This window comes from Oerskovia paurometabola, assembly GCF_016907365.1.
Taxonomy (GTDB): Bacteria; Actinomycetota; Actinomycetes; order Actinomycetales; family Cellulomonadaceae; genus Oerskovia; species Oerskovia paurometabola.
Window position 1 is genome coordinate 90479 of the sequence record NZ_JAFBBV010000001.1, and the last position, 18306, is coordinate 108784.

The 18306-nt window shown below is 73.4% G+C and carries 19 protein-coding genes and 1 riboswitch; of the genes, 5 read left to right on the top strand and 14 right to left on the bottom strand.

Annotated elements, in window-relative coordinates:
• Positions 1-12 precede the first annotated feature (12 nt).
• Positions 13-3156: a DUF5979 domain-containing protein gene (locus JOD48_RS00405; RefSeq protein ID WP_204806654.1), complete on the top strand. Its 3144-nt coding sequence runs from the start codon at positions 13-15 to the stop codon at positions 3154-3156.
• A gap of 106 nt (positions 3157-3262) precedes the next feature.
• Here the strand turns inward: JOD48_RS00405 and JOD48_RS00410 are convergent, their stop codons facing one another.
• From JOD48_RS00410 to JOD48_RS00435, 6 genes are all read right to left on the bottom strand, one after another.
• Entirely contained in the window at positions 3263-3901 is a 639-nt protein-coding gene (locus JOD48_RS00410; RefSeq protein ID WP_138827071.1) for an SRPBCC family protein, read from the bottom strand.
• A 103-nt stretch (positions 3902-4004) separates the two neighbouring features.
• Positions 4005-4805, bottom strand: coding sequence for a class I SAM-dependent methyltransferase (locus JOD48_RS00415; protein ID WP_204806656.1), 801 nt, complete (start codon positions 4803-4805; stop codon positions 4005-4007).
• A gap of 87 nt (positions 4806-4892) precedes the next feature.
• Entirely contained in the window at positions 4893-5708 is an 816-nt protein-coding gene (locus tag JOD48_RS00420; RefSeq protein ID WP_204806658.1) for an MBL fold metallo-hydrolase, read from the bottom strand.
• Between the two features lie 118 nt (positions 5709-5826).
• Complete coding sequence (locus tag JOD48_RS00425; RefSeq protein WP_204806660.1) at positions 5827-7215, bottom strand: MFS transporter; 1389 nt, start codon at positions 7213-7215, stop codon at positions 5827-5829.
• On the bottom strand, positions 7212-8201 hold the full coding sequence (locus JOD48_RS00430) for a polysaccharide deacetylase family protein (RefSeq protein WP_191791170.1): 990 nt from the start codon (positions 8199-8201) through the stop codon (positions 7212-7214). The genes JOD48_RS00425 and JOD48_RS00430 overlap by 4 nt, the downstream gene beginning before the upstream one ends.
• The gene (locus JOD48_RS00435) at positions 8185-9435 is read right to left on the bottom strand and encodes an ROK family transcriptional regulator (RefSeq protein ID WP_204806662.1); all 1251 of its coding nucleotides are present in this window, start codon (positions 9433-9435) and stop codon (positions 8185-8187) included. The genes JOD48_RS00430 and JOD48_RS00435 overlap by 17 nt, the downstream gene beginning before the upstream one ends.
• A gap of 299 nt (positions 9436-9734) precedes the next feature.
• On the opposite strand from JOD48_RS00435, the gene JOD48_RS00440 reads away from it, so the two are divergent.
• Positions 9735-10469: a DUF4097 family beta strand repeat-containing protein gene (locus JOD48_RS00440; protein ID WP_204806664.1), complete on the top strand. Its 735-nt coding sequence runs from the start codon at positions 9735-9737 to the stop codon at positions 10467-10469.
• Positions 10470-10505: 36 nt separating this feature from the next.
• On the opposite strand, the gene JOD48_RS00445 is transcribed toward JOD48_RS00440, so the two are convergent.
• Positions 10506-11366, bottom strand: coding sequence for an NAD(P)H-binding protein (locus JOD48_RS00445; protein ID WP_204806666.1), 861 nt, complete (start codon positions 11364-11366; stop codon positions 10506-10508).
• An 86-nt stretch (positions 11367-11452) separates the two neighbouring features.
• Between JOD48_RS00445 and JOD48_RS00450 the strand changes: the two genes are divergently transcribed.
• Positions 11453-11866, top strand: a complete 414-nt coding sequence (locus JOD48_RS00450; protein WP_191791174.1) for a winged helix-turn-helix transcriptional regulator — start codon at positions 11453-11455, stop codon at positions 11864-11866.
• 48 nt (positions 11867-11914) lie between these two features.
• Here JOD48_RS00450 and JOD48_RS00455 read toward each other — a convergent pair whose 3' ends face one another.
• From JOD48_RS00455 to JOD48_RS00465, 3 genes are all read right to left on the bottom strand, one after another.
• Positions 11915-12385, bottom strand: a complete 471-nt coding sequence (locus JOD48_RS00455) for a hemerythrin domain-containing protein (RefSeq protein ID WP_191791175.1) — start codon at positions 12383-12385, stop codon at positions 11915-11917.
• 101 nt (positions 12386-12486) lie between these two features.
• Positions 12487-13119 (bottom strand): nucleoside/nucleotide kinase family protein, encoded by a 633-nt coding sequence (locus JOD48_RS00460; protein ID WP_204806669.1) that lies wholly within the window; start codon positions 13117-13119, stop codon positions 12487-12489.
• A gap of 4 nt (positions 13120-13123) precedes the next feature.
• Entirely contained in the window at positions 13124-13924 is an 801-nt protein-coding gene (locus JOD48_RS00465) for an AraC family transcriptional regulator (RefSeq protein ID WP_204806671.1), read from the bottom strand.
• Positions 13925-14016: 92 nt separating this feature from the next.
• Here JOD48_RS00465 and JOD48_RS00470 point away from each other — a divergent pair, with 92 nt between their 5' ends.
• Positions 14017-14820 (top strand): sulfite exporter TauE/SafE family protein, encoded by an 804-nt coding sequence (locus JOD48_RS00470; RefSeq protein WP_191791178.1) that lies wholly within the window; start codon positions 14017-14019, stop codon positions 14818-14820.
• 227 nt (positions 14821-15047) lie between these two features.
• On the top strand, positions 15048-15464 hold the full coding sequence (locus JOD48_RS00475; RefSeq protein WP_204806673.1) for a VOC family protein: 417 nt from the start codon (positions 15048-15050) through the stop codon (positions 15462-15464).
• Between the two features lie 55 nt (positions 15465-15519).
• Here the strand turns inward: JOD48_RS00475 and JOD48_RS00480 are convergent, their stop codons facing one another.
• The 4 genes from JOD48_RS00480 to JOD48_RS00495 all read right to left on the bottom strand — a co-directional run bounded on the left by JOD48_RS00480 (position 15520) and on the right by JOD48_RS00495 (position 18290).
• A complete protein-coding gene (locus JOD48_RS00480) occupies positions 15520-15822 on the bottom strand; it encodes a hypothetical protein (RefSeq protein ID WP_191791180.1) in 303 nt (100 codons plus the stop codon).
• 131 nt (positions 15823-15953) lie between these two features.
• Positions 15954-16748: a C40 family peptidase gene (locus JOD48_RS00485; RefSeq protein WP_204806676.1), complete on the bottom strand. Its 795-nt coding sequence runs from the start codon at positions 16746-16748 to the stop codon at positions 15954-15956.
• 1 nt (position 16749) lies between these two features.
• A riboswitch (cyclic di-AMP (ydaO/yuaA leader) is annotated at positions 16750-16916 on the bottom strand.
• A 201-nt stretch (positions 16917-17117) separates the two neighbouring features.
• Positions 17118-17408, bottom strand: a complete 291-nt coding sequence (locus JOD48_RS00490; RefSeq protein ID WP_191791182.1) for a DUF4287 domain-containing protein — start codon at positions 17406-17408, stop codon at positions 17118-17120.
• 48 nt (positions 17409-17456) lie between these two features.
• Positions 17457-18290, bottom strand: a complete 834-nt coding sequence (locus tag JOD48_RS00495; RefSeq protein WP_204806678.1) for an alpha/beta fold hydrolase — start codon at positions 18288-18290, stop codon at positions 17457-17459.
• Positions 18291-18306: the final 16 nt, after the last annotated feature.

Consider the following 18306-nt stretch of genomic DNA (forward strand, 5'->3'; position numbering starts at 1 on the left):
GACCCGCGAGACGTGACTGCCCTGCCCGACCGGAGAACGCACACAGGACGACGATCACCGGTCGCCTTCCTGCTGACCCTCCTCCTCGCGCTCACCTCGGTACTGACCACCATCCCCGCCGCCCATGCGGCGACCGGGACCCCGATCTCGGTCGACAGCATCTCGTTCAGCAAGCAGGAGCTCGCCGACGGCAGCACCCAGGAGCTCACCGTCCGGTGGAGCGTCCCCGGCGAGGCGACGAACCCCGTCAGCGTGAGCGTCGACCTGCCCGCGGGACTCACCGGGCGAGCGGACCGGTTCGCGATGATCTCTCCCGACGGTGATCCGGCCGGGGAGTGCGTCGTGGGCGCCACGACCATCACGTGCACCGTGGACCCCGCGTACGTCGACGGGCACGAGGTCGCCATGAGCGGGGAGTTCACCGTCCGGGCCGACGTCTGGCTCGAGAACCTCTCGACCGTCGAGCACGTGTTCGACTTCGGTACCGTCGACGGCCCCGTCACCGTGACCGTCACGCCCAACCCCGACCGCTGCACGGAGAGCTGCACCTACCAGGGCCAGCACGAGGGCAAGTGGGGCTGGTACGACAACCTCACCGACACGATCACCTGGACGGTGTCCGTCCCCGCGCCGAGCGACGGCATGCCCGCAGGGCTCGACGTCGTCGTCGAGGACGTGCTCGACCCCACGGCCTACGAGCTCATCGGCACGCCCACCGTCTACGAGGGCCGCTCCACGAGCTACGACCGGCTCGGCCGCGAGCAGGCCGACCTCCGGGCCAAGGGACCCTCCGACGTCACCGTCTCCGCGGACGGGCTGCGGGTCGAGTTCACCTCGGTCGCCGGTGCCGCGGGCGAGTCGCTCCCCCCAGGTCACACCGGTCTGACCGGGTCGGTCTACCGCGTCGAGTGGACGGTCCGCGCCCTCGACGAGGGCAAGGCCACCACCTACGCGAACACGGCCCGGTACACGATCGAGGGAGACGTCTCGCACGTCGTCACGGGACAGGCCACGCGCTGGTCGGGCTCCGGCACCGTCGTCGGCCGCAACTTCGGCAAGCTCCAGCTCACCAAGGAGCTCCACGGCGACACGACCCTGACCTCGGCGTTCAGCGTGCGCTACACGGCGCTGCTCGACGGCCAGGTCACCGACGAGCGCACCGTCGAGCTGCGCGACGGCCAGACGTTCCTCACCGACGAGCTGTTCAAGGGCACCACGGTCCGCCTCGAGGAGATCGCGCCCACCGGACCGGAGAACGTCACCTGGGCCGACCCCGTCTTCGTCCAGCCGGACGGCACCACTTCCGAGCGCCTCGAGCTGACCTTCGGCGCCGACCGGTCGAACCTCGGTGGCGTCACCGAGATCCGCCTGGTCAACCGGGCGACCCTCGCCCGCGCAGCCGTCCAGGCCCACAAGGTCGTCGTCAACGACGACGGCCTCCGCCTCCCTCAGGACCTGTCGTTCACCCTGGCCTACGCCTGGGACGCCGTGCCCGGCCGCGGCATCGGGGCGGGCAGCGGCCGCGTGACCCTGCCCGCCACGGGTGACCGGGTCTCGGTCCCCGACCTCCCGGTCGGGGCGACCGTCCGCTTCACCGAGCCCGCCCCGACGAAGGTCCCGGGCGGCACCTGGTCGTCGCCCGCCGTCTCGCCCTCCGAGGTGTTCGTGACCGACGCGAGCGGCACCGTGGACGTGACCGTCACCAACACCGTGACGCGGGACCTCGGCGCGTTCAGCCTCACCAAGCGCCTCGCGGGGGACGGGGCCGGGCTCGTGACCGACCCCACGTTCACCGTCCGGTGGTCCTACCCCGCCGACCCGGCGCAGGGCATCGACGAGGCGGGCACCGGCGAGGTGACCGTCACGGCGGGCGAGCCCGCGATCGTAGTCGACCAGGTGCCCGCGGGCGCCCGCGTCACGCTCACGGAGGTCCTCGACGAGGTCGAGGGCGGCACCTGGGGCGAAACGGCGTTCAGCGAGCAGACGTTCACCGTGATCAAGGACGACGTCGTGGCCGTCGACCTCGACAACGTCATCACCCTGAACGCGGGGTTCGTCTCGGTCCGCAAGGCGATCGAGGGGACCGGCGCAGGGCTCGTGCCCGCCGACGACACGTTCGTCGTGCGGTACACGTACCCCGCGGGCACGGGCTTCGCCGCTGGCGACGGTCGGCTCGTCGTGCCGGCGGACGGCGAGGTCGTCACGAGCGGTCCCCTGCCCTACGGTGCGGTCCTGACCCTCTCCGAGCTCCCCCCTGCCGACGTCGCAGGAGCGACCTGGGGCGAGGTCGGCACCTTCGCGCCCAGGGTCGTGACGATCGGTGACGGGACGACGAGCGAGGTCACGCTCACCAACTCGATCTCGCGGGACGTGGGTGCGTTCGCGCTCTCCAAGCGTGTCGAGGGGTCAGGTGCCGCGCTCGTCGCGCCCGAGGACGAGTACACGTTCACCTACTCCTATCCTGCCGGGGACACCTGGGCGGCCCTCGAAGCGACGACGGTCTCGGTGCCTGGTGACGGCACCACCGTGACGGTTCGCGACATCCCCGCCGGGGCCGTGGTCACGGTCGCCGAGGACTCGCCCGAGGCCGTCGAGGGCGGCACCTGGTCGGCCCCGACGTACGGCGCGGCGAACAGCTTCGTCGTCACGAAGGACTCGACCTACGCGCTCGACGTCGTCAACTCGATCGAGCGGACGACCGGGTACCTCTCGGTGCGCAAGGACGTCGTCGGCACGGGTGCGCACCTCCTGCCGGCCGACGCCGAGTTCGTCGTGCGCTACACGTACCCCGCGGGGGACGGCTTCGCAGCGGGCGAGGGCACCGTGGTCGTCACGGCCGACGGCGTGCCCGGCGTCAGCGAGCCCCTCCCCTACGGCGCCCTCGTGACGCTCGTCGAGGAGGCGCCCGCGCCGGTCGCCGGTGCCACCTGGACCGAGGCCGTCCTCAGCACCGAGCAGGTCCGCGTCGGCGACGGCACCGTGGTCGGGGTCGTCGTGACCAACACGCTCGACACGAACCCGGCACGCCCGGGCCCGGGGGTCGACCGGCTCTCGAACACCGGCGTCACGGTGCCGCTCGCTCTCCTCGGGGGCGCGGTGCTCCTGGTCGCGGGCGGTGCGACGCTGCGGGTCGCCGCTCGACGGCGCCGGTCGTGACGCACTGAGGCCCACGCCCGTGCTGGCGGGCGACGGGCGCAGGACGCACCGCTGACGGTGAGCGGCGCCGTCGGGCAAGATCTCCCGCCCGACGGCGCCGCTCGCCTCAGGCGGCCTTCTCGCCCACGCGCCCCTCGGCGCGGTCGCGGATGCCGCGCAGCATGCGCGCGCTCATGAGGAAGCTGACGGGCTGGACCGGTTCGACGATCGCCCCGGACCACCAGCGCGTGTACCCGTAGCGCTCGCGCACGACGAGGCGCGTGGCGCCGTCGGCGACGGGGCGCAGCACGAACGACCAGGTGAAGTCGTACGGCGGCGCCGACGCACCGACCGGCACCGCTCCCCGCAGCACGAGGTGCCGGTCCGGGACCATCGCGGCGACGCGCAGCGCGACGTCGGGGTGGAGGCGCACGTCGTCGCCGACCGCGAGACGCTGCCACCGGGGATCGACCCGGTCCGCGTTCTCGATGTCGCAGCCCACGAGGTTCTCGAGCCACTCGTAGCTGTAGAAGCCTCCGCGCCCCTGGCCGAGCTGCAGGACCCACTTCCACACCTCGCGCGGCGGGGCGTCGATCGTGACGGCGCGGGTCGCGACCGCGTCGGCGTCGGGGACGATCTCGTCGCCCGCGAGCGGCTCGGACGGCTCGCCGTCGCGGGTCCCCCAGGTCATGGTCAGGCGTCGGGTCAGGAGCAGCGCTCCGACCAGGAGCGCCGCAGCGGCGGTCCGTCGTACGAGCGGTCTCATGGCAGTCTCCTCCGTCGTGGGACCTCGGCTGTCTCGATCGTCGCATCTCCGGGGACCGAAGTCGCGACGCTTGTGACGGATTGCACAAGCGTGTCGTGGACGGTCAGCCCACGAGGCCGACGGCCAGGAAGTGCGGGCTCGCGGCGATCATCGCCGGGTCCTGCTCGAGCAGGCGCGCCGCCCGGACCGCGGAACCCAGCAGGGGCTCGGCCTCGTCCAGCGGCAGGTTGTCGAGCGCCGGGGCGCTCGGCCCCTCGACGCCGTAGACCGCGACCGTCCCCAGCCCCGCGTCCTCGAGCTCCCCCGCGAGCTCGTCGGGACGGTGGAAGTACGCGGTCGTGAAGCCGGACCGCGGGTCGTGCAGGCCGGTCTCGACAGCGCGACGCAGCGACGCCTCCGTCTCGTCCGACACCTCCCCCACGGCCGCGAGCTCCAGGAGCCCCGCGTACCGGCTGATCGCCGCGGCGACCACGACGCCTCCGCTGCGCGCCACGCGCGCCGCCTCACGGAGTGCGAGCAACCGGTCGAGCCGCTCCGTGAGGTGGTAGAGCGGGCCCAGGACGAGCACGGCGTCCGCCGAGGAGTCCGTGAAGGGCAGCTCCCGCGCGTCCCCGACCTGCGCACGTACCCCCGGGATCTCCGCCGCACGGGCCACGTGCGACGGCACGGGGTCGATCAGGTCGACGTCGTACCCGGCGTCCGCGAGCCAGGCCGCATGCACCCCGGTCGCACCCCCGACGTCGACCACCCTTGCGGGGGCTGCCGGGAGGAACCTGCTCAGGAGCTCGCGCGTGCGCAGCAGCTCGAGGCGACCGTGAGCGGTCGCATGGAGGCGACGCTCCTCGCGGTAGCGGTCGGTGTAGAAGTCCAGGATCTCGGGGTCCAGCGCTGGTCCGGTGCTCACGCGGACATCCTGTCGCCGATATCCCTGTACGTCGAGCGTGCAGCTCGGGCCGTCCGTCGGCGAAGCGCTCGGCGACGAGCCGCAGCCCTACGTGAGGTGGTCGAAGTCCCCGCGCACCCACGCCGCGTGCCGGTCCGCGGACCGGCGCACGACGCCCCGCGCACCCACGGGGATCACGCCCTCGAAGTTGTTGTAGAGCCGGTCGAACGCGAAGCGCTCGACATGGGTCGCGACCCGGTCCACCACGGCCCCCGACAGCGGGATCCGGTTGGGGTAGCTGCGCATGAAGCTCACCGACGTGCGGTCGGGGTTCGCGAAGATCGTGTCACCGCTGAGCAGGACGCCACGCCCCTGCGCACCGGCCGCCCAGTGGACGACGGCACTGCCGGGGAAGTGCCCGCCCGGCTGGGAGAGCGTCACGCCCGGCAGGATCTCGCGGTCCTCGGACCACGTCTCGATCACCGGGTCGGGGCGGGCGACCCACCCCGCGTCGGCCTCGGCGACGAGGACGGGCACGTCCCCCAGCGCGCGGCTCCACTCGACCTGGACCCCGAACATGTGCGGGTGGCTCGCGACGACGGCCACGACCTCGCCGAGCGCCCGGACCTGGCGCACGGCGTCGTCGTCCAGGTACCCGACCGGGTCCCACAGCAGCATCCCGGCCGGGGTCCGCACGATCTTGGACTCCTGCCCGATGCCGACCCCGGGGTGCCCCGCGAGCGCGAAGAGGTCCGGTTCGAGCTCGGTCACCGAGACCTCGTGCCCCTCGGCCGCGAGCTCGTCGAGCGTCGTCCACGCCTGACCGTCCGCGGGCACCCACTGGCGCTCGTCGGCGCAGATCGCGCACACCTCGGGACGGTCCGCGTGCTCGACGGCGCACGTCCGGCAGATCCACCACGTCATCGGGGTCGTCCTCTCCCTCGTCGAGCCCTTGTCCTGACCGACGTGTCAGAGTGGGCGTGACCCATGGGTCACGCCCACTCTGACACGTCATCTCCGACACGTCATCGAGGCGTCGGGATCAGCGGCTCAGCGCCTCGACACTCCGCGGCTCGTCGTCACCGGCGGCGCCGGGCACGTCCAGCCCGCGCAACGGGTACACCCAGAAGCAGAGCCAGGCCAGCGCGGCCACCACGAGCGGCACGCCGCCCATGAGCACGCGGATCCCGGTCGACACGGCCTCGGGCTGGTCCGCCACCGAGAGACCGGCGTCGTAGCCCGTCGCGCCGAGGACCGCCGCGATGACGACCGCCTGCACGATCACCGAGCCGCGCACCACGAACCCGTTGACCCCGAAGTACATGCCCTCGCGGCGCAGCCCGGTCCGCCGCTCGTCGTCGTCGATGACCTGGCCGAGCGCGACCTCGAGGAGCTGCATCATGCCCGCGACCCCGATGCCCACGAGCCCGGCCACGGCCATGGCCCCCGGCAGCGACCCGGGCAGCATGAACAGCCCCACGGCCACGCCGTACGCCGCGACCGACCACAGCAACGCCCGGCGCGGCCCGACCTTGCGGACCACCCAGGACCAGCCGACGATCGCGGGGATCGCGACGACGAAGATCGGCGCGAGCACGAGCGTCGCGTCGGCCTCGGCACCGCCCAGCACGTAGCGCACGTAGAACGGCACCGACGCGAGCAGGAGCGCGGTCGTGGACTGGAGCAGCAGGGACCCCAGGACGTACGTCACGAACGCCTTGTTCGCGAACGTGTACCGGAGCTGTTCGCGCAGCGGCAGCGCGGCCTCGCGGGCCTTGACCTCGACCTCGTCGACGGGCCTCTCGACCATGCCCGCGAGCGACCACAGGTAGAACGCGAGGCACAGCGCACCGAGCACGAGTCCCATGCCGACCCACCCGAGCGGCGAGCCGTAGAGCAGCGGTGCCGCGGCGGTGCCCAGGATCATCCCGACCAGGCCGAAGATCTGGCGCGGCGTGTTGCCCCGGGCGCGCTCCGCCGTCGTGCGGAAGATCTCCGGGAAGAGCGCCGAGGTGTTGAGGACGACCGCGACGTACGCGACGTCGTAGACCGCGACCACCACGAGGAACCAGACGAGCAGCCCCGTGGGGCTGACCTCGGGAGGCATCCACACGAGCGAGAACGCCGCGACGAGCGGCACGATCCCCAGCCCGATCCACGGGACGCGGCGCCCCCAGCGGGTGCGGTGCCGGTCGGAGGCCGCGCCGACGAGCGGGTTGAGGACTGCGTTGAGGATGCCGTGCGCGACCATCGCGCCCGCGACCCAGCCCGCGGGGAGCCGCAGGTGGTCGACGTAGAAGAACACCACGAACGCCGAGAACGTCTGCGCCATGAGGTTCGCGGGGAACGCCGAGGCGCCGTAGGCGAGGGTCTGACCGCGCGTGGGGAGACCGGTCAGACGGCGGTCGCGCAGGGCCGTGAGCGCGCTCATCGAGCACCCCCGACGGCGTCGCTCGCCCGCGCGGACAGGGCGCCCGAGGCGTCTCGCGCCCGGGGTTCGAGCCCGCGCTGGACGTCGCGCAGGTCGCGCCAGCCGACGCGCACGATCCCTTCCTCGGCGAGGGTCGCGGCGACGTCGGGGTCGGCGAGCAGCCGGCGCTCGAAGCCGCGCTTGGCGACCGAGTGGTCGGCGACGTCGCCGAGCTCGTCGTCGTCGAGCATGGGGTGCAGGAAGACCTCGGTGACCCCCGGCTCGGTCGCGCGGAGCAGGTCGAGGAAGCCCGCCTTCATCGAGGCGAAGTCCTCCTCGTCGGGCGTCCCCTCCCCGAGGAGCTCGAAGGGGTGGGTGGCGAGGTGGTCGAGGATCACGACGCCGGCCGAGTCGGCCGCCGCCGCGGCCTGGTCGAGCACCGACCGGTACGTGTCGGGCAGCCCCAGGCCGACCGTGCGCGGCAGCCGGAACGGCAGGCCGTGACGGGCCGCGAGCCCGAAGACCTGCGGCAGGAGGCTGCGGCCCGTCTCCAGCCCGTAGACCGAGCCCATGTGGTTGTCGAGGTGCGTGACGTCCATGCCGGCGGCGAGCGCCGCGTCGAGCTGGGCGGCGAGCTCGGCCACGACGTCCGCGTCGCTCGCCCGGAGCTCGACGCTGCGGCAGTCGGCCGGGAAGTACCCGGCGTCGTCGACGAGGGTCGTCCCGATCCCGGTGAGAGGGCGCCACCGGTACCGGGTCCACTCGCTCGTGAGCACGAGGTGCACGCCCAGGTCGAGGTCGGTGCGGTCGGCCGCGAACGCGAGCGCCTCGGGGGCCCACGGGCACGGCACCATGAGCGTCGCGGAGTCGAGGTGGCCCGCGACGAGCAGCTCGGTGATCGCGCGGTTGGCGGCGCGGCACATGCCGAAGTCGTCGGCGTTGAGGATCAGCGCCCGGGCGTCCGGCGGGAGGCCGAGCCGGGTCACGAGGTCAGAGGGTGCGCGCATCGTCGGCTCCTCGGGAGGAGAGGCCGGTGGTGAGGTCTGCGTCGAGGGGCGCGTCGTCGTCGGGCAGGTCCTCCGACTCGGCGGCGCGCCGTACCGCGGCCGTGAACGCCTGGTCGCGCAGCGCGTCCCGCGCGAGGGCCGCGGCGCCGAGCAGCACGGCGTCGGCCGCGACGGCGCTGGGTTCGACCACGATCGGCAGGATGCCGACCCGTTCGGCGAGGTAGGTCTGGACGCGGCCCAGGACCGCGTCCTCGCGCGCGACGCCCGCGAGGAAGATCTTCTGCGGTTCGAGCAGGAGCGCGACCGACGCGACGAGCACGGCGAGGCGTCCGGCGAGCTCGTCGACGACCGCGACGGCACGCTCGTCGCCGTCGTCCGCGAGGTCGAGGACCTCGTGCGGTGCGAGACCTGCGGGCAGGCCGGCCTCCTTGGCCGAGGTCGCGAGCGACGCGGCGCCGATGCTCTCGGCGCCGAGGGCGCGGCCGGGCTGCGGGAGGAACGCGACCTCGCCGGCCCCGCCGGACGCGCCGCGGTGCAGCCTGCCGTCGATGACGATGCCCGCGCCCAGCCCGATCCCCAGGCGCAGCAGCACGAACGAGTCGAGCCCCTTGCCCGCGCCCGTGCGCTGCTCGGCGATCGCGGCGAGGTTGACGTCGTTCTCGAGCACGACGGGACAGCCGAGGCCTTCCTCGAGGGCCGCGTGCAACGTGGGCCCGCCCTTCTCGAGGCCGGGCACGCGGCGCACCATGGCGTGGTCGGCGTCCACGATCGCCGGGAGCCCGACGACGGCGCACCGGACCGCGACGGACTCGGCGCCCGTGTCGTGGCGCACCGCGGCGACGCAGTGCGCGGCGAGCTTCTCGACCGTGCTCGCGCGCGCCTCGGGCTCCTTCGCGGACAGCGGCTGCTCGGCGCGGGCTCGGACGCGGCCGACGAGGTCGACCAGCGCGACACGGACGCGCACGTGACCGATGTCGACCGCGAGCGCGTACCCGTGCTCGGGGTCGACGCGGTACAGCGTGGCTGCGGGGCCGCGTCTGTCGTGGTCGAGACCGGCCTCCTCGACGAGCCCGTGCTCGACGAAGGTGCGCAGCGCGAGCGCCACGGTGGTCTTGGACAGGCCCGTGGCCGCGACGATCTCGGGTCGTCCGAGCGTGTCGTGGGCGTCGAGCACCTCGAGGACTGCGCGGGCGTTGATCTCCCGGAGCAGTCGTTGATCTCCTGCAAGAAGCATGTCTACCGGTCTCCGTCGACGGTCGTTCCCCTGGACATGAGTAGGTCGGAAACCTCCCTACCCGGGCGAGAGTACCGCGCCAGGGTTCGTGCGCGCTCGGCGAGCGGAGAGTGTTCACCCCCGTGTCCGGGCCTGCGGTGCGGAGCGCTCTCGGGGTTCACCCCGAGGGCGAGATGGGGGGAACACCCCATGTCGCCGAGAGGTCCGCGCACCCTAGCCTCGATGGTGGTGGGCCCCGCCGGGGGGCGGGGCCCCCACCACTCCACGAACGCCTCGGACACGACGAACAGGGGATCGACATGCGGACCACGAACCGGCGACTGGTGACGGCGGGCCTGGTGGCCGTCGCGGCGGTCACGCTCGGGGCGTGCGGGTTCGGGCCGCGGTCGATCGCGACCGACACCTACACCGTCACGGACGAGATCACCGCGGTGCGCCTCGACCTCGAGGCCGGCTCCGTCACGCTGCGCGGGGACGGCTCGGCGACCGAGGTCGGCATCGAGCGCACGGTCGACTACGCGGGCTCCTACCCCGAGCAGGAGACGCACCGCGTCGAGGACGGCGTCCTCGTCCTGTCCGGGTGCGGTCGGTACTGCTCGGCGAGCTACTCGATCGACCTGCCCGCCGGGCTGCCCGTCACGGGCGAGACGTCGCACGGCAGCATCGACCTGGACGCGACCGGCGCGGTCGACGTCGAGACGTCGAACGGGTCCATCACCCTCACCGACGTCGACGCGCGGATCGTCGCGCGGACCTCCAACGGCAAGATCACCGGGACCCGGCTCGGAGGCACCGACGGCATCGACGCCGAGACGTCGAACGGGTCGGTCGAGATCTCGATCACGACCCCGCAGGACGTCCGCGCGGCGACCGACAACGGCAAGGTCCAGGTCCAGGTCCCCGACGGCAGCTACCGGGTGCACGCCGAGACCGACCTGGGCGGCACGGACGTCAGCGTCCCGGACGACCCCGACGGCGAGTTCACGATCGACGCGTCCTCGTCCAACGGGCGGGTCACCGTCTCACGCGGCTGAGGTGGCGCCGGGACGCCGTCGCACGCGCCACGCGCGTCATGGTGCCGGGCGGGAACCCAGCACTCCCCGCACCACGTCCGTGACCGGGCGCGGAGGGCGTCCGAGCAGCTCCGCCAGGTGGTCCGCGTCGTCGTCCCCGCGCGCGAGGAAGCCCGCACCGAGGGTCGCGAAGATCGACGCCGCGTGCGCCACCTGGTAGGGCGGGACCCCTGCGGCCAGCGCGTCCCAGGTTCCGCCGAGCGGAGCCGCCTCGTACCTGCCACCGACGAGCGCGGCGACGTCCGACCCCGTGAGGCGCGCGTCCCCGGCGAGCTCGTAGACGCGTCCCGCATGCCCTGACCTCCGACCCGCGCGGACGTCGTCGTGCACCTCGGCGGCCACCTGTGCGGCCACGTCCGCGAGGTCGTCGCGATGGACCACGGACACCGCGCCGTCTCCCCACGGAGCCGCGAACACGCCGTCGGGCTGCGCCGTGAACCCGACCGCGAGCGCCACCGGGACCTCGGCGTACAGGCCGTTACGCAGGATCGTCACGTCGAACGGCGCGCCCGCGAGCCGGGCCTCGGTCCACCGGTGGGCCAGCGCGATCGTCAACCGTTCGGCCGTGCCCGCGAGGCTCGTGTAGACCACGTGCCGCACACCGGCGGTCGCCGCGGCGTCGACCACCGCCCCGTGCCGTGCCCGCACGACGTCGTCCTCGGCGTACCCCGCCGAGACCACGAGGAGCACGTCGACCCCGTCGAGCGCGGCGGGCAGGGTCTCGGGCCGGTCGAAGTCGACCAGCCGCGCGCCGGGCCCCCGGGGCTCTCGAGACCCCCTCAGCACGTCGTCCCGGTCGGCGAGGCGGGCGGCGACCGCCCCACCGAGGGCGCCGGAGGTTCCGGTGACGAGCAGCATGGGCAGGTCCTTCCGATGGTGTGGTTGTCTTCACGAGCGGGACCATCGTCGCCGCGGACCAGGACCGACCGTAAGGAGGCACTTCGATGTCAGCAGGGCACACCGCAGTGACCACGTCCCCCGTCGTCTCGTGCGGCGAACCGCACGAGGACTGCGGCATCCGTGACGTCCTCGACCGGATCGGCGACAAGTGGTCGGTGCTCGTCGTGGTCGAGCTCGCCCAGGGGGTCCGGCGGTTCCGCGAGCTCCAGCGCGCGGTCCCGGGGATCTCGCAGCGCATGCTCACGCTCACCGTGCGCCGGCTCGAACGGGACGGCCTGGTCACGCGTACGGTGTTCGCGACCGTGCCCCCGCAGGTCGAGTACGAGCTCACCGCGTCGGGCCACAGCCTCACGCGGCTGGTCAAGGTCCTGGCCGACTGGTCGGCCGACCACCGCGACGGCATCGCGGCCTCGCGCGAGCGGTGGGACGCGCTCAACCCGGGCTCCGAGGTGCGCTGAGGCACGCGGCCGGGCGCGCCGCCGTCGGGCACGCGCCGCCCGGGCGCGCTAGAGCGGTCCCAGGACGTCGCGGACGTCGGCGTCGAGCGCGAGCGAGTCGAGCACCGTGAGCAGCGCGCGCTCCTCGTAGCGGAAGTGGGACTCCATGATCGCGGCGACCCCCTCGAGGTGACGGTCGAGCTCGTCCGGCGTCGCCGCCCGGTCGACCGCGGCCAGCAGCCCGCTCAGCAGGTGCGCGATCATCGAGTGGTCCTGCCTCAGGTTGCGCAGGGTCCCGACCAGCTCGGGGTGGGCGGCCGCGATCGCGGGGAACAGCTCGCGGTCCTCGCCCTCGTGGTGGCCCGTCAGGGCGGTGCAGAAGCCGTGGCAGAACAGCAGCAGGTCGCGGGTCGCGGGTTCGGCGGGCTCTCCGTCGTCGAGCGCGGCCCGGGTCGCGCGCAGCGCCTCGCGCAGCCGGGCGTGCACGGCGCGCAGCTCGCGGCTCCAGGCGACGAGCCTGGTCTTCTCGCCCTCAGTCACGCGAGGGCGAAGGGGTCGACGTCGTCATCGTCGTGCTCCTTCGTGTCCGGCGCCTCCATGCCTGGCACGGTCTGCCACCGGCACGCGACGCTGCGCAGACCCTACCGGACGTCGACCCACGCGGGGCGCCGTGCGTCGTCGACGCGCACGACCACGTCGGCGTCCCGCTCCGGGGCGACCTCTGCCCGGTACCGCGCGTACGCGGGCAGCGTCCAGGCGTCCGCAGGTGGCGTGCGCCGCGCGAGGGTCGCGTCCTGGAGCGCCAGGTGGACGGTCAGGTCGACGTCGAGCCCGCGCCCGAGCGACAGCGACCCGTCGAGCAGCACGACCAGCCCCGGGGGCGCCTCGACGTAGTCGGCGCGCGTCGAGCGCGACGTCACGGGGTCGCGAAGGCTCGGCAGGTAGCGCCCGTCCCCGTCCGGCCCGACGGCGGTCAGCACCTCCCGGTTCAGCGCCCCGACGTCGATCCACTCGTCGAGCAACGAGTCCGGGTCCTCGTGGCCGTGCTCGAGCCGCAGCGACGCGGGGCGCAGGAAGTCCCGCACACCGATGCGCGCCGTCGGGCGGCCCGCGACGCGCAGGGGTTCGACGAGCTGGTCGGCGAGCGTCTCCGGGTGCGTCGAGGGGTGGCCGTCGACGAGCACGCGCACCGCACCACCGGCACGGGGGTGGCCCGCGACGAGCGCGGCGACCCGCGCGACCAGGACCTCGGGGCTGACCGGCTCGACGCGCACCCGGTCAGGATGCCACGGGGCCGCGAGGACCAGGGCGCGCACCCGTGCCGAGGTAGTCCTGCGGGCTCGCGTCGAGCACCCGGCGGAACATGGTCGAGAAGGCAGCCGGGCTCTCGCACCCCAGCGCGCCGGCGACGCGCGTCACGGACTCCCCCGCCGCGAGCCGGGGCAGGGCGGCCAGCACGCACGCACGCTGTCGCCACCGGTCGAAGGTCAGGCCGGTCTGCGCCCCGAAACGGCGGTTGAACGTCCGCAGGCTCACGTGCAGCGCGGCCGCCCAGGTCGCGGGCGAGGCATGGGCGTCCGGGGCGTCGAGGAAGGCGCGGCACATCGCGAGCAGCGCACGGTCGTTCGGCAGCGGGACGTGCAGCGGCAGGGGCGTCATGCGCGACACCTCGAACAGGAGCAGCCGCACCAGGGCGCCGTCCCGGCCGTGCTCGTCGTACTCCGCGGGCAGGTCGACCGCCTCGAGGAGGAGCTGCCGGGCGAGGGGCGAGACCGTCACGACCTCGCACGTGGCCGGTCCCCACGGCGCGGCGACGGGCTCGACGTAGAGGCTGCACGTGCTGACGCCGTACATGGTGACCTGGTGGACGGTCTCCGGCGGGATCCACACGGCGCGGTGCGTCGGGACGGCCCAGCTGCCGTCGTCCGTCTCGACGTGCATGACCCCGGTCGCCCCGTACAACAGCTGTGCCCGGCGGTGACGGTGCGGGGGGAGCACCTCGCCCATCGCGTAGTCGGTGCCGATCGGGACGACGTCTCGCGGGACGTCGTCGACCTGGTCGATCGGGGTGTTGCGCACACCACGACCCTAGCGAGCCCTGGCGTGATCGCGAAGGAACCTGGCACTTCCGCGGATGCACGCCACGGGTTCGCTTCCTAGCGTGGACCCTGATGTTTCTCGTCCTGCTCCTGTCCGGATGCCTCACCGGCGTCACCACCGTCCTCTTCGGCTTCGGCGGCGGCTTCATGATCGTCCCGTTGCTGCTCTGGCTCCTCTCGGGACCGGGATCCGCACCGCTCACCGAAGACCTGGGGATGCACGTCGCGGTCGCCACCTCGTCCGCGGTCATGGTCGTCAACGCGGGCGTCGCGACGTTCGCCCAGCACCGTGCAGGGACGCTGAGGACCGACGCGCTCTGGCCCCTCACGGCGTTCATCGCCATCGGCGCGGCGCTCGGCGCCTCGGTCGCCGGCTTCGTGCCGGGCGAGGTGCTGCGATGGGCGTTCGTCGTCTACCTCGCCGTCACGCTCCTCCACGCGGTGCTGCGCCCGGGGTTCCTCGCCACGGCACGACCCGCGCGCCCGCTGGGCCGGACGACGACCCTGGTCGTCGGGCCCTCGGTGGGCGCGGTCGCGGCACTGCTGGGCGTGGGTGGCAGCGTCATGACGGTCCCGCTCTTCCGCCGCCACGGCTGGTCCATGACGGACTCCGCCGGTCTCGCCAACCCGCTCGGCCTGCCCGTCGCCGTCGCCGCCTCGATCACCTACGTGGTGGCCGGGGGCGCGTCGGCGTCGGTCGTCGGGGCCGGCCACCTCGGCTACGTCGACCTCTCGGCATTCGTCGGCCTGGCGGTCGGATCCGTCCTGGGGATCGTGCTCACGCGCCGGTTCGTCGGCCGGATGCCCGACCGCGTGCACGCCCGGGCCTACCTCGTGCTGCTCGCGGTGGTCCTCGTGGCGACCGTCGTCGTGTGACGGGCTCGGCCCGTTCCGTCAGGCACCGGCCGGACGGTGGGCACCTCCCTCGGCGAGTGCCGTCGCCGGGCCCGTGCCACACTCCGGAGAGGTGGCCGACCTGACGGCAGGGACGGACACGGGTCGTCCGGTCGCCCGCCGACCGGTCGAGAAGGTCAGGAAGCAGACCCTGGTCCGGCGCCACCACGACGTCGTCCCGCCAGACCGTCCTCCCACGGAGGTGCCCGATGACCACGTTCCCGACCGTCCGACAGGTCGTGCTCGACACGACCGACGCCCGCGGCCTCGCCGAGTTCTACCGCGCCCTGCTCGGGCTGGAGTACCGCCTGGGCGACGAGCCCCCGGCCGAGGGCGCCGCCGACCCGAACGGGCAGGACTGGCTCGTGCTGCGCTCGCCCGGGGGCGTCCCCCTGGCGTTCCAGCAGGTCGAGCACCTGCCGCCCTCGTCCTGGCCCGACCCGGCCGTCCCGCAACAGGTCCATCTCGACTGCACGGTCCCCGACCGCGACACGCTCGACGTCCAGCACGAGCGCGCCGTCGCCCTGGGGGCCCGCCTGCTGCGCGACCGGTCGGACGACCCGGTCGAGCCCCTGCGCGTCTACGCCGACCCGGCCGGGCACCCGTTCTGCCTCTTCGTGGGCTGACCCTCCGCCCGCGCTCTCGAGCGGGCCGGGCCGCGAGGCGCACGCGAGGGCACCCTCACGTCTCCTCGACATCGATCAGCCACCGCACGATGGTCCGGTCCTCGATCGTCATCCGGTACGTCTGCCCGGCGTCGATCGCGTCGTCCAACCGGCTCTGGCGGTTCTCGGTGACCCGGAGCACCCCGCAGGACGTCCGCACCTCGTAGTACGTCGTGGAGCGGTTCGTGTGCGAGACCAGGTCGTCCTCGGTGAAGCACGTCAGCTCGGTCGTCGTCCAGGTCGCGACCCAGACGACGAACGGCCCGACGAGGACGACGGCCGCGACCGTCCACCCGACCACGACCTTGGGGATCCGCATGGCGTGGAGCATACCGACGCCCGCCCGCTCCCCGTCAGCGAGGAACCGGCTGCCGTCGGGCGGTCAGGACGCGCCGGGAACGCACGAGGCCCCGTCCACAGGACTGTGGACGGGGCCTCGTGGGCAGCGGGTCAGCCGACGCGGATGAACGTCGGGTTGTTCTGCCAGATCTTGCTGTGCTTGACGGTGCTGCCCGGGGTCGTGGCCTCGATCTGCATCCCGTTGCCGGCGTAGATCGCGACGTGGCCGGGGGTCCAGATGAGGTCGCCCGGACGGGCCTCGGCGGCCGAGACGGGCGTGCCCGCGTCGCGCTGGGCACCCGACTGGTGCGGCAGCGAGACGCCGAGCTGCGCGTACACGTACTGCGTCAGACCGGAGCAGTCGAACCCGCTCGGCGAGGAACCGCCGTAGACGTAGGGCACGCCCACGTACTTCAGGGCGATGTCGACGGCGGCCGAGCCGGAGGCCGAGGCCGCCGGGGCGGCGACGGCCTTGGCCGCTGCGGGCTGCGCGCGCTCGACGCTGCGCGAAGCGGCCGCGGAACGCTCGGGGGCGGGAGCAGCGACCGGCGCGGGCGCCGGCTCGGGCTCGGGCTCGGGAGCGGGGGTGACCGCGACCGAGGCCTGCTCGATCGGCAGCACCGCGTCGGCGGCGACGGTGATCGCGGGGCTGGTCTGGAGGGCCTCGCGGGCCTGGGAGGTCACGGCGGCGAGGTCGACCGAGCCGATGGACTTCGACTCGTCCGAGGCAGGGGCGGCGTTCGCGGGGGCCGTGAAGACCGAGATCAGCAGGCCGGACGAGGCGGCGACGACCGCGCTACGACGCACGACGGCGTTGGCGCCGGACGCGGCAGACCGGCCGAGCGAGGTCAAGGGGGTGATGGGGCGGTGCGCGGCACGGTGGCGCGCACGTGGGCGTGAGGTCACGTGTGTTTCTCCTGGACGCCTGAGAGGTCAGCTGTCGGGTTCGGGCCGGAGAATCTTCTGCCCGGCCGGGCGGACCGAGGTCCGACCGGCTTCACCCCAAGGACACCGTCTCCGGTGCCCACAAGATTGGGTCCCCCACCCCTGCCATGGGTGTAGTTCGTGGCTCCGGAGGTGACAGGGTTCGGCGTCCACCGGAGCACTCCAGCGAGAAGGTTCTCTGCGGAGCAGAATCGACCGTACATGGCAACCACGGGATTGTCACAATGAGGTAACGAACCTCGCGAGTCGGACACATGTCCACCTCGACGACGGACCGCACCCGCACGCGGAAGGTGCGAGCCGTCGTCGGGCAGACCGGCCGAGCCGGGCTCAGGCGGGCTTGGTCGCCCTGCCGTCCAGCCACAGGGTGTCCGACTCGTCGCGGTGCGTGCCGGTCGAGCCGACGTGCTTGCTGTCGATCGTCGGCCCCTTCTTGATCACGTGGACGATCGCCATCGCGTGGCCGCGCCCCAGGCCGTAGTCCTCCTTGAGCCACTCCACGATCACGCCGGCCTTGACGGACGGGTCGTCGTAGCCCTTCTCCTGCGCGATCGTCACGAGCTGGCGGGGGGTGAGCCCGGTCTTGTCCTCGACGGCGTCCAGGTAGGCCTGAAATGACATGGTGCTCCTCGTGTCTGTGGGTCGGGTGGGCGGTCGATCCGGGGCGGCTCAAGCGGTGCGGAGCACCCTGCGCAAACGCTGGGCGAAGGCCGACGGGTCGTCGACGAAGCCCGTGTGGTCGCCCGGGAAGAGCGTCGTCGTGGTGCCGAGCAGGGCTGCGAGCGCCGTCGACGTCTGGTCGCAGAGCTGACCGGTCGAGTCCTCGCCGACCCCGACGACCACGCGGACGGGAGAGGCACGCAGGGCCTCGACGTCGGGCTCGAAGAGCGTGGTCCCCAGGAGGTCGTGCGCGAACCAGAAGCGTTCGTCCGCAACCTGCTGCGGGTCGCGCTCGCCGCCGAACACCTGCTCGACCATCCCGTCCGGGACGTCGATGTCGCCGATCGCGAAGAACTTCCGCCAGGCCCCGACGACGTCACCCGCGCGATGATCCTCCACGAGCTCGCGCGTCGCGGCGTGCAGCCGCTCACGGTCCGGCATCAGGGCGTCGAGCGGCGGCTCGTGCGCGACGACCGTCCTGACCAGGTCGGGGCGCGACTGGACGAGAGCGAGCGCGGTCACGGCGCCACCGCTCGACCCGACGACGGTCGCGGGGCCCGCGTCGAGGTGGGTCAGGAGCCGCGCGAGGTCGTCGGCACGGACCTGCGGCGGCGTGTCCTGGTCCGGGTCGTCGACCGTGCTGCGGTGGATCCCGCGCGGGTCGGTCGTCAGGACGGTGTAGTCGGTCGCGAGCAGGTCGGCGAGCGGCGCGAACGCGTCGGCGTCCATGGGCGCGCCGACGAGCACGACGAGCGGCCCCCGGCCCCTGACCTCGTGGTGGAGCGTGGCGCCCGGGACCCGCAGCGTCCGGGCGGTCGCAGGGACGGTCGGGGTGTCGGTCACGGGAACCTCCAGGAGT

Bases quoted from the DNA above. Each gene is read 5' to 3' on its own strand.
- JOD48_RS00410 (WP_138827071.1), bottom strand. From the start codon at position 3,901: ATGAGACCGCTCGTACGACGGACCGCCGCTGCGGCGCTCCTGGTCGGA.
- JOD48_RS00420 (WP_204806658.1), bottom strand. From the start codon at position 5,708: ATGACGTGGTGGATCTGCCGGACGTGCGCCGTCGAGCACGCGGACCGT.
- JOD48_RS00425 (WP_204806660.1), bottom strand. From the start codon at position 7,215: ATGAGCGCGCTCACGGCCCTGCGCGACCGCCGTCTGACCGGTCTCCCC.
- JOD48_RS00430 (WP_191791170.1), bottom strand. From the start codon at position 8,201: ATGCGCGCACCCTCTGACCTCGTGACCCGGCTCGGCCTCCCGCCGGAC.
- JOD48_RS00435 (WP_204806662.1), bottom strand. From the start codon at position 9,435: ATGCTTCTTGCAGGAGATCAACGACTGCTCCGGGAGATCAACGCCCGC.
- JOD48_RS00440 (WP_204806664.1), top strand. From the start codon at position 9,735: ATGCGGACCACGAACCGGCGACTGGTGACGGCGGGCCTGGTGGCCGTC.
- JOD48_RS00445 (WP_204806666.1), bottom strand. From the start codon at position 11,366: ATGCTGCTCGTCACCGGAACCTCCGGCGCCCTCGGTGGGGCGGTCGCC.
- JOD48_RS00450 (WP_191791174.1), top strand. From the start codon at position 11,453: ATGTCAGCAGGGCACACCGCAGTGACCACGTCCCCCGTCGTCTCGTGC.
- JOD48_RS00470 (WP_191791178.1), top strand. From the start codon at position 14,017: ATGTTTCTCGTCCTGCTCCTGTCCGGATGCCTCACCGGCGTCACCACC.
- JOD48_RS00475 (WP_204806673.1), top strand. From the start codon at position 15,048: ATGACCACGTTCCCGACCGTCCGACAGGTCGTGCTCGACACGACCGAC.
- JOD48_RS00480 (WP_191791180.1), bottom strand. From the start codon at position 15,822: ATGCGGATCCCCAAGGTCGTGGTCGGGTGGACGGTCGCGGCCGTCGTC.
- JOD48_RS00490 (WP_191791182.1), bottom strand. From the start codon at position 17,408: ATGTCATTTCAGGCCTACCTGGACGCCGTCGAGGACAAGACCGGGCTC.